12 protein-coding genes are annotated in these 13,861 nt (G+C 69.5%); 6 read left to right on the top strand and 6 right to left on the bottom strand.

The window, feature by feature from the left end; translation table 11 throughout:
• The first annotated feature begins 34 nt into the window (after positions 1-34).
• Positions 35-2,575 (top strand): RelA/SpoT family protein, encoded by a 2,541-nt coding sequence (locus tag SSP08S_RS04460; RefSeq protein ID WP_019066370.1) that lies wholly within the window; start codon positions 35-37, stop codon positions 2,573-2,575.
• A gap of 66 nt (positions 2,576-2,641) precedes the next feature.
• Here SSP08S_RS04460 and SSP08S_RS04465 read toward each other — a convergent pair whose 3' ends face one another.
• Both SSP08S_RS04465 and SSP08S_RS04470 read right to left on the bottom strand, forming a co-directional pair.
• On the bottom strand, positions 2,642-3,871 hold the full coding sequence (locus SSP08S_RS04465; RefSeq protein ID WP_019066371.1) for a DUF349 domain-containing protein: 1,230 nt from the start codon (positions 3,869-3,871) through the stop codon (positions 2,642-2,644).
• A 135-nt stretch (positions 3,872-4,006) separates the two neighbouring features.
• The gene (locus SSP08S_RS04470; RefSeq protein WP_019066372.1) at positions 4,007-4,831 is read right to left on the bottom strand and encodes a peptidylprolyl isomerase; all 825 of its coding nucleotides are present in this window, start codon (positions 4,829-4,831) and stop codon (positions 4,007-4,009) included.
• 179 nt (positions 4,832-5,010) lie between these two features.
• On the opposite strand from SSP08S_RS04470, the gene SSP08S_RS04475 reads away from it, so the two are divergent.
• Both SSP08S_RS04475 and hisS read left to right on the top strand, forming a co-directional pair.
• The gene (locus tag SSP08S_RS04475) at positions 5,011-5,721 is read left to right on the top strand and encodes an MBL fold metallo-hydrolase (RefSeq protein WP_019066373.1); all 711 of its coding nucleotides are present in this window, start codon (positions 5,011-5,013) and stop codon (positions 5,719-5,721) included.
• A 10-nt stretch (positions 5,722-5,731) separates the two neighbouring features.
• Positions 5,732-6,994, top strand: coding sequence for a histidine--tRNA ligase (hisS, locus tag SSP08S_RS04480; protein WP_019066374.1), 1,263 nt, complete (start codon positions 5,732-5,734; stop codon positions 6,992-6,994).
• 199 nt (positions 6,995-7,193) lie between these two features.
• Here hisS and SSP08S_RS04485 read toward each other — a convergent pair whose 3' ends face one another.
• Genes SSP08S_RS04485 through SSP08S_RS04500 form a run of 4 tightly spaced genes read right to left on the bottom strand, consistent with a single transcriptional unit; the run spans position 7,194 to position 10,727 of the window.
• A complete protein-coding gene (locus tag SSP08S_RS04485; RefSeq protein ID WP_019066375.1) occupies positions 7,194-7,817 on the bottom strand; it encodes a response regulator in 624 nt (207 codons plus the stop codon).
• Positions 7,814-9,022 carry a sensor histidine kinase gene (locus SSP08S_RS04490; RefSeq protein ID WP_019066376.1) on the bottom strand — a complete coding sequence of 403 codons (1,209 nt, stop codon included), beginning with the start codon at positions 9,020-9,022 and terminating at the stop codon, positions 7,814-7,816. Before SSP08S_RS04490 ends, SSP08S_RS04485 begins: the two co-directional genes overlap by 4 nt.
• On the bottom strand, positions 9,019-9,864 hold the full coding sequence (locus SSP08S_RS04495) for an ABC transporter permease (RefSeq protein WP_019066377.1): 846 nt from the start codon (positions 9,862-9,864) through the stop codon (positions 9,019-9,021). Before SSP08S_RS04495 ends, SSP08S_RS04490 begins: the two co-directional genes overlap by 4 nt.
• Entirely contained in the window at positions 9,861-10,727 is an 867-nt protein-coding gene (locus tag SSP08S_RS04500) for an ABC transporter ATP-binding protein (protein WP_026178173.1), read from the bottom strand. Before SSP08S_RS04500 ends, SSP08S_RS04495 begins: the two co-directional genes overlap by 4 nt.
• 142 nt (positions 10,728-10,869) lie before the next feature.
• Here SSP08S_RS04500 and SSP08S_RS04505 point away from each other — a divergent pair, with 142 nt between their 5' ends.
• The 3 genes from SSP08S_RS04505 (at position 10,870) to rpsD (ending at position 13,857) form a co-directional block, all read left to right on the top strand.
• On the top strand, positions 10,870-11,526 hold the full coding sequence (locus SSP08S_RS04505; protein WP_019066379.1) for a vitamin K epoxide reductase family protein: 657 nt from the start codon (positions 10,870-10,872) through the stop codon (positions 11,524-11,526).
• 46 nt (positions 11,527-11,572) lie between these two features.
• Positions 11,573-12,928, top strand: a complete 1,356-nt coding sequence (locus SSP08S_RS04510) for a replication-associated recombination protein A (RefSeq protein WP_019066380.1) — start codon at positions 11,573-11,575, stop codon at positions 12,926-12,928.
• Positions 12,929-13,242: 314 nt separating this feature from the next.
• Positions 13,243-13,857: a 30S ribosomal protein S4 gene (rpsD, locus tag SSP08S_RS04515; protein WP_019066381.1), complete on the top strand. Its 615-nt coding sequence runs from the start codon at positions 13,243-13,245 to the stop codon at positions 13,855-13,857.
• Positions 13,858-13,861 lie beyond the last annotated feature (4 nt).

Genomic DNA, 13,861 nt, shown 5'->3' on the forward strand with positions numbered 1-13,861 from the left:
ACCGGGGGACCCGGATCGCGCACGAGGAGTCCTCTTGGCAGACGAGGCCCAGCCCCTGACCGCCGCCAAGCCCGAGCCCACCCCGGGCCCCGCGGCGGAGCCCGCGCCCGGCGCGACGACCGCGCAGAGCGAACCGCGCGGGACGGCGGAGCACGCCCAGACGGCGCCCGCCGACAAGGCGGCCGAGCCCTCGCGCCCCAAGCCCGACCAGCCCGAGCGCCCGGCCCCGGCCGTCGCGCCCCGGCCCGCCGCCGGTCAGCCCGCCCGCACCGGCGGCGGCTCCTCCAACCGTGTCCGCGCCCGTCTGGCCCGCCTCGGTGTGCAGCGCTCCAACCCGTACAACCCGGTCCTGGAGCCCCTGCTGCGGATAGTGCGCAGCAACGACCCGAAGATCGAGACCGCCACCCTCCGCCAGGTCGAGAGTGCCTACCAGGTCGCCGAGCGCTGGCACCGCGGCCAGAAGCGCAAGAGCGGCGACCCGTACATCACGCACCCGCTCGCCGTCACCACGATCCTCGCCGAACTCGGCATGGACCCGGCGACGCTGATGGCCGGCCTGCTGCACGACACCGTCGAGGACACCGAGTACGGCCTCGACCAGCTCCGCCGCGACTTCGGCGACTCCGTGGCCCTGCTCGTCGACGGCGTGACCAAGCTGGACAAGGTCAAGTTCGGCGAGGCGGCGCAGGCCGAGACCGTGCGCAAGATGGTCGTCGCGATGGCCAAGGACCCGCGCGTCCTGGTCATCAAGCTCGCCGACCGCCTGCACAACATGCGCACGATGCGCTATCTCAAGCGCGAGAAGCAGGAGAAGAAGGCGCGCGAGACCCTGGAGATCTACGCGCCGCTCGCCCACCGCCTGGGCATGAACACCATCAAGTGGGAACTGGAGGACCTCGCCTTCGCGATCCTCTACCCCAAGATGTACGACGAGATCGTCCGGCTGGTGGCCGAGCGGGCACCGAAGCGTGACGAGTACCTGGCCATAGTGACCGACGAGGTCCAGACCGACCTGCGCGCCGCCCGCATCAAGGCGACCGTCACCGGCCGCCCGAAGCACTACTACAGCGTCTACCAGAAGATGATCGTCCGCGGCCGCGACTTCGCGGAGATCTACGACCTGGTCGGCATCCGCGTCCTCGTGGACACCGTCCGCGACTGCTACGCGGCCCTCGGCACCGTGCACGCGCGATGGAATCCGGTCCCCGGCCGGTTCAAGGACTACATCGCGATGCCCAAGTTCAACATGTACCAGTCGCTGCACACGACCGTGATCGGCCCCAACGGCAAGCCGGTTGAGCTCCAGATCCGCACCTTCGACATGCACCGCCGTGCCGAGTACGGCATCGCCGCGCACTGGAAGTACAAGCAGGAGGCCGTCGCCGGCACCTCCAAGGTCCGCTCTGACCAGCCGAGGACCACCGGCAAGGACGACCACCTCAACGACATGGCGTGGCTGCGCCAGTTGCTCGACTGGCAGAAGGAGACCGAGGACCCGGGCGAGTTCCTGGAGTCGCTGCGCTTCGACCTGTCCCGCAACGAGGTCTTCGTCTTCACGCCCAAGGGCGACGTGATAGCGCTGCCGGCGGGCGCCACCCCGGTGGACTTCTCGTACGCGGTGCACACCGAGGTCGGCCACCGGACCATAGGAGCACGGGTCAACGGCCGCCTCGTACCGCTCGAATCCACCCTGGACAACGGCGACCTGGTGGAGGTCTTCACCTCCAAGGCACCCGGCGCGGGCCCCTCCCGCGACTGGCTCGGCTTCGTCAAGTCGCCGCGCGCCCGCAACAAGATCAGAGCCTGGTTCTCCAAGGAGCGCCGCGACGAGGCGATCGAGCAGGGCAAGGACGCCATCGCCCGCGCGATGCGCAAACAGAACCTGCCGATCCAGCGCATCCTGACCGGCGACTCCCTGGTCACCCTCGCGCACGAGATGCGCTACCCGGACATCTCCTCGCTGTACGCGGCGATCGGCGAGGGCCATGTCGCCGCGCAGAACGTCGTACAGAAGCTGGTGCAGGCGCTCGGCGGCGAGGAGGCGGCCACCGAGGAGATCGACGAGAGCGTGCCGCCGACGACCGGCCGGGGCCGCAAGCGCCGGTCGAACGCCGACCCGGGTGTCGTCGTCAAGGGCGTCGACGACGTGTGGGTCAAACTGGCCCGCTGCTGTACGCCCGTCCCCGGCGACCCCATCATCGGTTTCGTCACCCGGGGTAGCGGCGTATCGGTTCACCGCAGCGACTGCGTCAACGTGGAGTCACTGTCCCGCGAACCGGAGCGCATCCTCGAAGTCGAGTGGGCGCCCACCCAGTCCTCGGTCTTCCTGGTCGCCATCCAGGTGGAGGCCCTGGACCGCTCCCGGCTCCTCTCGGACGTCACCCGCGTCCTGTCCGACCAGCACGTCAACATCCTCTCCGCGGCCGTCCAGACCTCCCGCGACCGCGTCGCCACCTCCCGCTTCACCTTCGAGATGGGCGACCCCAAGCACCTGGGCCACGTCCTGAAGGCCGTCAGGGGCGTCGAGGGCGTCTACGACGTCTACCGCGTGACGTCGGCGCGCAACAAGTCGTAGAACGGGCGCAGAAGGGGCTCCCGTACGCGATGTACGGGAGCCCCTTCTCCATGTCTGCGACTGCTGTCAGCCGCCGAACTCCTGGAGGCCCTTCAGCGCCTGGTCCAGCAGGGCCTGGCGGCCCTCCAGCTCGCGCTCCAGCTTGTCGGCGCGGGAGTTGTTGCCCTGGGCGCGTGCCTGCTCGATCTGGCCCCTGAGCTTGTCCACCGCGGCCTGGAGCTGACCGGTCAGACCCTCGGCACGCGCGCGTGCCTCCGGGTTCGTCCGCCGCCACTCGGTCTCCTCGGACTCCTGGAGGGCCCGCTCGACCGCGTGCATCCGGCCCTCGACCTTCGGGCGGGAGTCACGCGGTACGTGGCCGATGGCCTCCCAGCGCTCGTTGATCGAGCGGAAGGCCGCGCGGGCCGCCTTGAGGTCGCCGATCGGCAGCAGCTTCTCGGCCTCCTCGGCGAGCTCCTCCTTGAGCTTCAGGTTCTCCGTCTGCTCCGCGTCCCGCTCGGCGAAGACCGAGCTGCGGGCGGCGAAGAAGACGTCCTGGGCGCCGCGGAAGCGGTTCCACAGATCGTCCTCGTGCTCGCGCTGGGCGCGGCCCGCCGCCTTCCAGTCGGACATCAGCTCGCGGTACCGCGCGGCCGTGGGACCCCAGTCCGTCGAGGCCGACAGACCCTCGGCCTCGGCGACCAGCTTCTCCTTGGTCTTGCGGGCCTCCTCGCGCTGCGCGTCCAGCGACGCGAAGTGCGCCTTGCGGCGCTTGGAGAAGGCCGACCGGGCGTGCGAGAAGCGGTGCCACAGTTCGTCGTCCGACTTGCGGTCCAGCCGCGGCAGACCCTTCCAGGTGTCCACCAGGGCGCGCAGCCGCTCACCGGCGGCCCGCCACTGGTCGGACTGCGCAAGCTCCTCCGCCTCGACGACCAGCGCCTCCTTGGCGTGCCTGGCCTCGTCGGACTGCTTGGCGCGCTGCTGCTTGCGCTCCTCGCGGCGCGCCTCGACGGTCTCCACGAGCTTGTCGAGCCGGACCCGCAGCGCGGCGAGGTCGCCGACCGCGTGGTGGGCGTCGACCTGCTCGCGCAGATGGTCGACGGCGGCCTGCGCGTCCTTCGCCGACAGGTCGGTGGTCTTCACGCGCTTTTCGAGGAGGCCGATCTCGACAACCAGGCCCTCGTACTTGCGTTCGAAGTAGGCCAGCGCCTCGTCAGGGGAGCCGGCCTGCCAGGAACCGACGACCTGCTCGCCGTCGGCCGTACGCACGTACACGGTCCCCGTCTCGTCGACGCGTCCCCACGGGTCGCTGCTCACAGCGCCTCCTCCACATGATGCCTGCACAGGGCCTCTGTGCCCCCGGGCATCGTCCACAGTTTCGTCACGGCCAACATAGGCGACCGGCGGGTTGCCTGTCCGCATCCCGCGCGACCGAAGTTTCCCTGTTGACGGTCAGGATTTGGTGACGGTCGCCTTGTTGATCACGACGGTCGCGTTCGGTGCGCCGTCGCCCTGCCCCGTGCTCTCACCGGCCGCCGCGATCTTGTTCAGAACCTTCATCCCGGAGGCCGAGATGGTACCGAACGGGGTGTAGCTCGCCGGGAGCGGACTGGCCTTGTAGACCAGGAAGAACTGGCTGCCGCCGGTGTGCTTCTGACCGGTGTTGGCCATCGCCACCGTGCCCGCCGGGTACGACCCGCCCTTGAGGCTGGTGTCCTTCAGGTTCTCGTCCGGGATCGTGTAGCCGGGACCGCCGCTGCCGGCGCCCGTCGGGTCGCCGCACTGCAGCACGTAGATGCCGCTGGTGGTGAGCCGGTGGCACTTCGTGTGGTCGAAGAAGCCCTTGCTCGCAAGGAAGTTGAACGAGTTCACCGTGTGCGGCGCGGCCGACGTCTTCAGCGCGATGTCGATGTCGCCGCAGGTCGTCGCCAGCTTCATCGTGTACTTCGCCGACTTGTCGATCGTGACCGCCGGCTCTTTCTTCCAGGTCTCCGTCTTGATCTTGCCCGCGGCCGGCTTCGCGCACGGGTCCGGCGCCTTGCTCGCCGTCGCCGAGGCGCTGGGCGTCACGTCCGCGCTCGCGTTGGACTTGTCGTCGTCGTTCTTCAGAACGCCGGTCGTGTAGAGGGCGACACTGCCGATCACGATCACGCCGAGCACCGACGCGATCACCGAGTTGCGTGCCCGCGCCTTGCGCCGAGCGGCCGTGCGCCGCTGCTGCTGCCGCAAGAACTTCTCCCGCGCGAGCTGCCGCTTCCGCTGTTCCTGGGTGACCACCGGATTCTCTCCTCATGCGTCTCATACGTCGACTGGGACGCGTGCGTCTTGTGAGCCGACCGCCTGCGTGTGCCCCGTACCGTATATGGGTTCGCTGAGGATTCGGCAGCGCCGGTAGGCTCTGACCACTGACGCAGGGATCCTTATCCCCACCCGTATCGACACAACGAAGGACGATCGTGCTCATTGCCGGGTTCCCCGCCGGGGCCTGGGGGACGAACTGTTATCTCGTCGCCCCCGCCGCCGGTGAGGAGTGCGTGATCATCGACCCGGGCCACCAGGCCGCCGAGGGAGTCGAGGAAGCGCTCAGGAAGCATCGGCTCAAGCCCGTCGCGGTCGTCCTCACCCATGGCCACATCGACCATGTGGCCTCGGTCGTCCCGGTGTGCGGCGCGCACGACGTGCCGGCCTGGATCCACCCCGAGGACCGCTTCATGATGAGCGACCCCGAGAAGGCGCTCGGCCGCTCGATCGGGATGCCGCTGATGGGCGAGCTGACCGTGGGGGAGCCCGACGAGGTCAAGGAGCTGACCGACGGAGCGCGGCTGGAGCTGGCGGGACTGGAGTTCTCGGTCGCGCATGCGCCGGGCCATACGAAGGGGTCGGTGACGTTCCAGATGCCGGAGACGGCCGAGATCCCCTCGGTCTTCTTCTCCGGGGATCTGCTCTTCGCCGGCTCCATCGGACGCACCGACCTGCCCGGCGGCTCCCACGCCGAGATCCTCGACTCGCTGGCCCGTGTGTGCCTGCCGCTCGACGACTCGACCGTGGTGCTGTCCGGCCACGGCCCCCAGACGACCATCGGCCAGGAGCGCGCCACGAACCCGTATCTGCGGGAGGTGGCCTCCGGCCAGGGAGCCCATGTGAAGGCTCCCCGACGAGGAATGTGACGAGACTTTCGTGAGCACCTTTCAGGCCCCCAAGGGCACGTACGACCTGATTCCGCCGGAGTCGGCCAAGTACCTCGCCGTGCGCGAGGCGATCGCCACACCGCTGCGCAACTCCGGCTACGGCTACATCGAGACGCCTGGCTTCGAGAACGTCGAGCTGTTCGCGCGCGGTGTCGGTGAGTCCACCGACATCGTGACCAAGGAGATGTACGCCTTCGAGACCAAGGGCGGCTCCAAGCTCGCCCTGCGCCCCGAGGGCACGGCCTCCGTCCTGCGCGCGGCACTTGAGGCCAACCTGCACAAGCTGGGCAACCTCCCCGTCAAGCTCTGGTACTCGGGCTCCTACTACCGCTACGAGCGCCCCCAGAAGGGCCGTTACCGCCACTTCTCCCAGGTCGGTGCCGAGGCGATCGGTGCCGAAGACCCGGCGCTGGACGCCGAGTTGATCATCCTGGCGGACCAGGCGTACCGCTCCCTGGGTCTGCGCGACTTCCGCATCCTTCTCAACAGCCTGGGCGACAAGGAGTGCCGTCCGGTCTACCGGGCCGCGCTCCAGGACTTCCTGCGCGGCCTCGACCTCGACGAGGAGACGCTGCGCCGCGCGGACATCAACCCGCTGCGGGTCCTCGACGACAAACGCCCCGATGTCCAGAAGCAGTTGACGGACGCGCCGCTGCTGCGCGACTACCTGTGCGACGCGTGCAAGGCGTACCACGAGGAGGTCCGCGAACTGATCACGGCGGCGGGCGTGGGTTTTGAGGACGACCCGAAGCTGGTCCGCGGCCTGGACTACTACACCCGTACGACCTTCGAGTTCGTCCACGACGGTCTGGGCTCCCAGTCCGCGGTGGGCGGCGGCGGTCGCTACGACGGCCTCTCCGAGATGATCGGCGGACCCGCACTGCCCTCCGTGGGCTGGGCGTTGGGCGTCGACCGTACGGTCCTGGCCCTGGAGGCGGAGGGCGTCGAACTCGAACTCCCTGCGTCCACCAGCGTGTTCGCGGTTCCGCTCGGCGAGGAGGCGCGGCGCGTCCTCTTCGCCAAGGTGACGGAGTTGCGCAAGCTGGGCATCGCGGCCGACTTCTCCTACGGCTCCAAGGGCCTCAAGGGCGCGATGAAGAACGCCAACCGCAGCGGCGCCCGCTACACGATCGTCGCCGGCGAGCGGGATCTCGCCGAGGGTGTCGTGCAGTTGAAGGACATGGAGTCCGGCCAGCAGTCGGCGGTCGCGGTGAACGAGATCGTGGCGGAACTGGAGTCGAAGCTCGGCTGAGGCCGGGAGTTCTTCGCCCCCGCCGCCCCTACCCGTCCCGTCCCTGGGGGCTGCCGCCCCCAGCCCCCGCTTCGGCCTGAACGGCCTCGTCCTCAAACGCCGGACGGGCTGAAAATTCAGCCCCTCCGGCGTTTGAGGAGCGGGGTCTGGGGCGGAGCCCCGGGACGGGACGGGTAGGGGCGGCGGGGGCGAAGAACCGCTAGTCCAGCAACCCGAACCGCATCGCACTCGTCACCGCCGCCGTCCGGTCGTCGACCCCCAACTTGCCGAACACGCGCAGGAGATGGGTCTTCACTGTCGACTCCCCGATGTGCAACCGCCGCCCGATCTCCGCGTTGGTGCACCCCTCCGCCACCAACCGCAACACCGCAGTCTCCCGCTCCGACAACCGCGGCCGCTCCGGCTTCGTCCGCAACTGGTCCACCAACCGGGCGGCCACGGAGGGCGCCAACACGGTCTCGCCCCGCGCAGCGGCCCGTACCGCGTCGGCAAGCTCACCCCGAGGCAGATCCTTCAGCAGATAGCCCGCCGCCCCCGCCTCCACCGCACGCAGAATGTCCCGGTCCGTCTCGTACGTCGTGAGGACGATCACCCGACACGGCAGCCCGGCCTCGCTCATCCGCACGATGGAGTCGACACCCCCGCCGCCCGGCATCCGCAGGTCCATCAGCACGATGTCGGGCCGGAGTTCGGCCGCCAACGCCTCGGCCTGCGGCCCGCTGGACGCGTCGGCGATCACGTCGAGATCCGGTTCGGCACTGAGCATGGCCCGCAGCCCCTCCCGTACGACGGGATGGTCGTCGGCCAGCACGATCCGGATCATCGGGGACTCCTCAATGGCGTTGCGGGCGATACCGGCAGCTCTACGGTCACCGTCGTTCCCCCGCCGCGCGCGCTGCGCACCCGCGCCGTCCCGCCCACCTCCGCGGCCCGGGTGCGGAGCCCCGCCAGGCCGTAGCCGCCGGACACCGCGGCCGGGTCGAAACCGCACCCGTCGTCCCGCACCGAGACGGTCAGCGTCGCGTCGGCGTACGCCAGCGTGAGGCTCAGCCGCGCCGAACTCCCCGCGTGCTTGCGGGCGTTGGCAAGGGCCTCCTGACAGGAGCGCAGGGCGACCACCTCGGGTCCGGCGGGCAGGGCGCGCACGGAGCCGGTCACCTCCAGTACCGCGTCATGGCGCGCGGCGAGCCGGCGCAGGGCGTCCGGCAGTGAGGCGTCGGCGAGGTCGGCCGGGGTGCCGCCGGCGACCAGGGCGCGGGCCTCGGCGAGGTTCTGCCGGGCGGTCTCGTCCATCAGCGCGAGGTGGCGGCGGGCTTGGGGGAGGTCCTCGTCCAGCTCGGCCTCCACCGCCTGGACCAGCATCAGCAGACTGGTGAAGCCCTGGGCGAGGGTGTCGTGGATCTCCCGGGCCATGCGCTCGCGTTCGGCCAGCGCGCCGTGCGCCGAGGACAGCCGGGAGACCTCGTGACGGCTCGCGTCCAGTTCGGCGATCAACTCGGCGCGCTCCTGGCTCTGTTCGATGACCCGGATGATCCAGGTGCCGAGGGCGATCGAGAAGACCAGGGTGACCACGGCGAACACCGAGTTGAAGAACACGTCGTGGGCGCCGGGCCACCACAGCAGCGCCCAGCCGATCACCGGCGCGATGTTGATCACGGTCACCGCGATCAGCGCCCAGCGCAGCCGCAGCATCATGAAGCAGGGCGGGACGAGGGCGAAGGCCATCAGCCGGGTCTCGCCGACCAGCACCGCCGAGGGCAGGAACAGCGCCATCTGCGCCACGAGATAGGTGACGGCCCGCCGTTCGTCGGGCGGATCGCCCTGGAGGACCGGGCGCCCGAGCCGGACGTACAGCGGGACCAGCGGGACGAGCAGCCCGGCCGCCACCACGCGCACCGGCCACCCCGGCCTGTCCGTGCCGAGCACGAACACCAGGGTGGCCAGCCAGATCAGGGCGAAGTACGTGTCCCAGATCCGGAACGACCGGTCCCAGGTGTACGACCCCTTCACCGGGGCGGGGACGGTCATCCGTCGCGCCGGTTCTTCCACCGGAAGGTCAGCAGGCACAGCAGCAATCCTCCGACGCACCACGCCCCGAGCACCAGCGCGATCTTCCCGAACTCCCAGCTCCCGGCCTGCTCCAGCACCTGCGCCGAGGAGGGCAGGAACACCCCGCGCAGCCCCTGGCACATCCACTTCAGCGGGAACAGGGCCCCGATGTTGAGCATCCAGTCCGGGATCGTGTCGATCGAGATGTACACCCCGGAGATGAACTGCAGGACCAGGAAGGGCAGTACGACCACGGAGGTCGCGCTCTTGCCTGACTTGGGCACCGAGCTGACCGCGATGCCGAGCAGTGCGCACGCCGTGAGACCGAGCACGAAGATCCACCCGAAGTCCAGCCACTTGCCGGCGGAGGAGGGCAGATCGACGCCGTAGAAACCGGTCCCGACGAGCAGCAGGATCGCCGTCTCCAGCAGGCCCGTGACCAGAACCAGCCAGATCTTGCCGAGGAAGTACGCGGCCGGTGGCATCGGCGTGCCGCGCAGCCGGCGCAGCACCTTCTCGTCGCGTTCGATCGCGATCGAGATGCCGAGGGACTGGAAACTCGTCGACATGATGCCGGCGGCCATCATGGCCGGGACGTAGAGCTGGGAGGCGGTGACGCCCGCGCCCCGGACGTCGTCCTTGAAGATCGACGCGAAGAGGAAGAGGAAGACGACCGGGAAGGCGAAGGTGAAGACCACCTGGTCGCGCTGGCGGAAGAACTGTTTGAGCTCCAGCACCCCGCGCCGCAGCCCGAGCCCCCAGGCGCCGGGCAGCCGTTCCTCGGAGGTCCGGGGCCGGGCCCGCACTGCCGTCGTGGTCATCGCACGTCCTCCTGTCCGGTCAGCCGGAGGTAGACGTCCTCCAGGGTGGGGCGGGTCACCAGCAGGCCGGGGATCTCGCCGTCGAAGCGGTGCATGAGCTCGGCCACGACCTTGGTGGGAGTGTCGGTGTGCTCCGCGCGCGGGGTGCCGTCCTGCTCGGTCCACTCGACGGTGGCTCCGGTGCCGTGGCGCTCGCGCAGGGCGGCCGGTTCGCCCTCGGCGACCACCCGGCCCTTGGCGACGATGGCGAGGCGGTCGGCGAGGTTCTCCGCCTCCTCCAGGTAGTGGGTGGTGAGGAGGATGGTGGTGCCCTCGCCGGCGAGCTTGCGGATCAGGTCCCAGAACTGGCGCCGGGCGGCCGGGTCGAAACCGGTCGTCGGCTCGTCCAGGAGCAGGAGTTCCGGATCGCCGATCACTCCGAGGGCCACGTCGAGCCGCCTGCGCTGTCCGCCCGAGAGCGCCTTGATGCGGCTGTCCGCCTTGGCCTCCAGACCCACCAGGCCGATGACCTCCTCGGGGTCGCGCGGACGCGGGTAGTAGCGGGCGAAGTGCCGTACGGTCTCGCCGACCGTCAACTCCGCGGGTGCCGATTCGTCCTGCCAGACGATGCCGACCCGTGAACGCCACGCGCGCGTGCCCGTCGCCGGGTCCGACCCGAGTACCAGGACCTCGCCCGCGTCCCGGCCCCGGTTGCCCTGGAGGATCTCCACCGTGGTGCTCTTGCCCGCGCCATTGGGCCCGAGCAGCCCGAACACCTCTCCCGTGCGGATTTCGAGATCGATTCCGTCTACGGCGGTCACGTCCCCGTACTGCTTGCGCAGCCCCCGCACATCCACTGCGAGGTCGTTCGCCTGTGTTGTCATGCCATGAGCATCGTCCGGAATCGAGCGTTCAGGGACGACCGTACGTACTTCCTTATGTCCACCGAACGGTGGACAGGGCCATGCGTGCGGCACAATGGCCCTGCCCGAAGATGGTCCAACTCTCAAGTGACGGATCGGCGTGATGAGCAAGACGACAGTGAAGGACGTCTCCACCGACTCCGAGCCGGAGCACACGGCAGAGGAGCCGCGCGCGGTCGGCAGCAGCCGGGCCTTCGCCGTGCTGCTGGTGATCACCGGTGCGGCCGGACTGCTCGCCGCGTGGGTCATCACGATCGACAAGTTCAAGATCCTCGAGGGCAAGCTCGCGGGCAAGACGTTCACCCCGAGCTGCAGCATCAACCCGATCGTGTCCTGCGGCAGCGTCATGGAGAGCAAGCAGGCCGCCGCCTTCGGCTTCCCGAACCCGATGCTCGGCCTGGTCGCCTACGGCATCGTCATCTGCGTCGGCATCAGCCTGCTGACCCGGGTGAAGTTCCCGCGCTGGTACTGGCTGACCTTCAACTTCGGCACGCTCTTCGGAGTGGGCTTCTGCACGTGGCTGCAGTTCCAGTCGCTGTACCGGATCAACGCGCTGTGCCTGTGGTGCTCGCTGGCCTGGGTCGCCACGATCACGATGTTCTGGTACGTCACCTCGTTCAACATGCGCAACGACTTCCTGAAGGTCCCGCGCCCGGTGAAGAACTTCCTGGGCGAGTTCACCTGGGTCCTCCCGGTCACCCACGTCGGCATCATCGCCATGCTGATCCTGACCCGCTGGGGCACCCAGCTCTGGGCGTAATCCCGGCCCGACCGGATTGTCAGTGGCGTGACATAGGGTTTTGGACGTGGAGCCCGACCTTTTCACCGCCGCAGCCGAAGAACGCCAGGAGAAGGACCCGTCCGGCAGTCCCCTGGCGGTACGGATGCGCCCGCGCACCCTCGACGAGGTCGTGGGCCAGCAGCACCTCCTGAAGCCGGGCTCACCCCTGCGCCGACTGGTCGGTGAGGGCGCGGGCGGCCCGGCCGGACCGTCCTCGGTGATCCTCTGGGGGCCGCCCGGCACCGGGAAGACGACCCTCGCCTACGTCGTCTCCAAGGCGACTAACAAGCGGTTCGTGGAGCTGTCCGCGATCACCGCGGGGGTCAAGGAGGTCCGGGCGGTCATCGACGGCGCCCGGCGCGCGACCGGCGGCTTCGGCAAGGAGACCGTCCTCTTCCTCGACGAGATCCACCGCTTCAGCAAGGCCCAGCAGGATTCCCTCCTCCCGGCCGTCGAGAACCGCTGGGTGACCCTGATCGCGGCGACCACGGAGAACCCGTACTTCTCGGTGATCTCCCCGCTCCTGTCCCGCTCCCTGCTCCTCACCCTCGAACCCCTCACGGACGAAGACCTGCGCGCCCTGCTGCGCCGCGCCCTGTCCGACGAACGCGGTCTCAAGGACGCGGTCACCCTCCCCGAGGACAGCGAGAACCACCTGCTGCGCATCGCCGGCGGCGACGCCCGCCGCGCGCTGACCGCCCTGGAGGCCGCCGCCGGAGCCGCCCTCGACAAGGGCGAGCCGGACATCACCCTCCAGACCCTGGAGGAGACGGTCGACCGGGCCGCCGTGAAGTACGACCGGGACGGCGACCAGCACTACGACGTGGCCAGCGCCCTCATCAAGTCCATCCGCGGCTCGGACGTCGACGCGGCCCTGCACTACCTCGCCCGCATGATCGAGGCCGGCGAGGACCCCCGCTTCATCGCCCGCCGCCTGATGATCTCCGCCAGCGAGGACATCGGCCTCGCCGATCCCAACGCGCTGCCCATCGCGGTCGCCGCCGCCCAGGCCGTGGCGATGATCGGCTTCCCGGAGGCCGCGCTCACCCTCAGCCACGCCACCATTGCGCTCGCCCTGGCCCCCAAGTCCAACGCGGCGACCACGGCGATCGGCGCCGCCATGGAGGACGTACGCAAGGGGCACGCGGGCCCGGTGCCGATGCATCTGCGGGACGGGCACTACAAGGGCGCGGCCAAGCTCGGCCACGCCCAGGGGTACGTCTACCCGCACGACCTGCCCGAGGGGATCGCCGAGCAGCAGTACGCCCCGGAGGAGCTGAAGGACCGCACGTACTACGAACCGACCCGGCACGGGGCGGAGGCGCGGTACGCGGACGCCGTGGAATGGACCAGAAAACACCTTGGTCGAAAGCGGTCCTGAGCACCCTGTAGAATCCCCCGAAGTGCTGTGTTCCGTGCTGTCAGAACGGGACGGTCAGCCGGAGCCAGTCAGAGGACCCGGTTTTCGGACCGGCTCCAGGAGCGTCGCGCACCGTTCGAATGGTGTCGCGGGCAGCCCACCACCATCCGTCGCAGGACGGAATCGGTCGGTGGGCCACTCGCGTGCTGCACGTAGTGCCCAGATCAGGGGAGCGGCTGCCCACCAGGTCCCGCAAGGGATCCGGCGGGTCTCCCCGGCTGCGGATGCGACCTCTCTCACCACCCTGACAAGCCGATAACCAGGAAAGAGACATCGTGGCGAACCAGTCCCGCCCCAAGGTCAAGAAGTCGCGTGCCCTCGGCATCGCGCTGACCCCGAAGGCCGTCAAGTACTTCGAGGCCCGTCCCTACCCGCCGGGTGAGCACGGTCGTGGCCGCAAGCAGAACTCGGACTACAAGGTCCGTCTGCTGGAGAAGCAGCGTCTGCGCGCGCAGTACGACGTGTCCGAGCGCCAGCTCGTCCGCGCCTACGAGCGTGCCTCCAAGGTCCAGGGCAAGACCGGTGAGGCTCTGATCATCGAGCTGGAGCGTCGTCTCGACGCCCTGGTCCTGCGTTCGGGCATCGCCCGCACGATCTACCAGGCCCGCCAGATGGTCGTTCACGGCCACATCGAGGTCAACGGCCAGAAGGTCGACAAGCCGTCCTTCCGCGTCAAGCCGGACGACGTCGTCATGGTCCGCGAGCGCAGCCGCAGCAAGACCCTGTTCGAGGTCTCCCGCGCCGGTGGCTTCGCCCCCGACGGCGAGACCCCGCGCTACCTCCAGGTGAACCTCGGCGCCCTGGCGTTCCGCCTGGACCGCGAGCCGAACCGCAAGGAGATCCCGGTGATCTGCGACGAGCAGCTCGTCGTCGAGTACTACGCCCGCTGATCAC

The sequence above is a fragment of the Streptomyces hokutonensis genome (assembly GCF_000376565.1).
In the GTDB taxonomy this organism is placed as follows: Bacteria; Actinomycetota; Actinomycetes; order Streptomycetales; family Streptomycetaceae; genus Streptomyces; species Streptomyces hokutonensis.

Bases quoted from the DNA above. Each gene is read 5' to 3' on its own strand.
- SSP08S_RS04500 (WP_026178173.1), bottom strand. From the start codon at position 10,727: ATGACAACACAGGCGAACGACCTCGCAGTGGATGTGCGGGGGCTGCGC.
- SSP08S_RS04485 (WP_019066375.1), bottom strand. From the start codon at position 7,817: ATGATCCGGATCGTGCTGGCCGACGACCATCCCGTCGTACGGGAGGGG.
- SSP08S_RS04505 (WP_019066379.1), top strand. From the start codon at position 10,870: ATGAGCAAGACGACAGTGAAGGACGTCTCCACCGACTCCGAGCCGGAG.
- SSP08S_RS04490 (WP_019066376.1), bottom strand. From the start codon at position 9,022: ATGACCGTCCCCGCCCCGGTGAAGGGGTCGTACACCTGGGACCGGTCG.
- SSP08S_RS04495 (WP_019066377.1), bottom strand. From the start codon at position 9,864: ATGACCACGACGGCAGTGCGGGCCCGGCCCCGGACCTCCGAGGAACGG.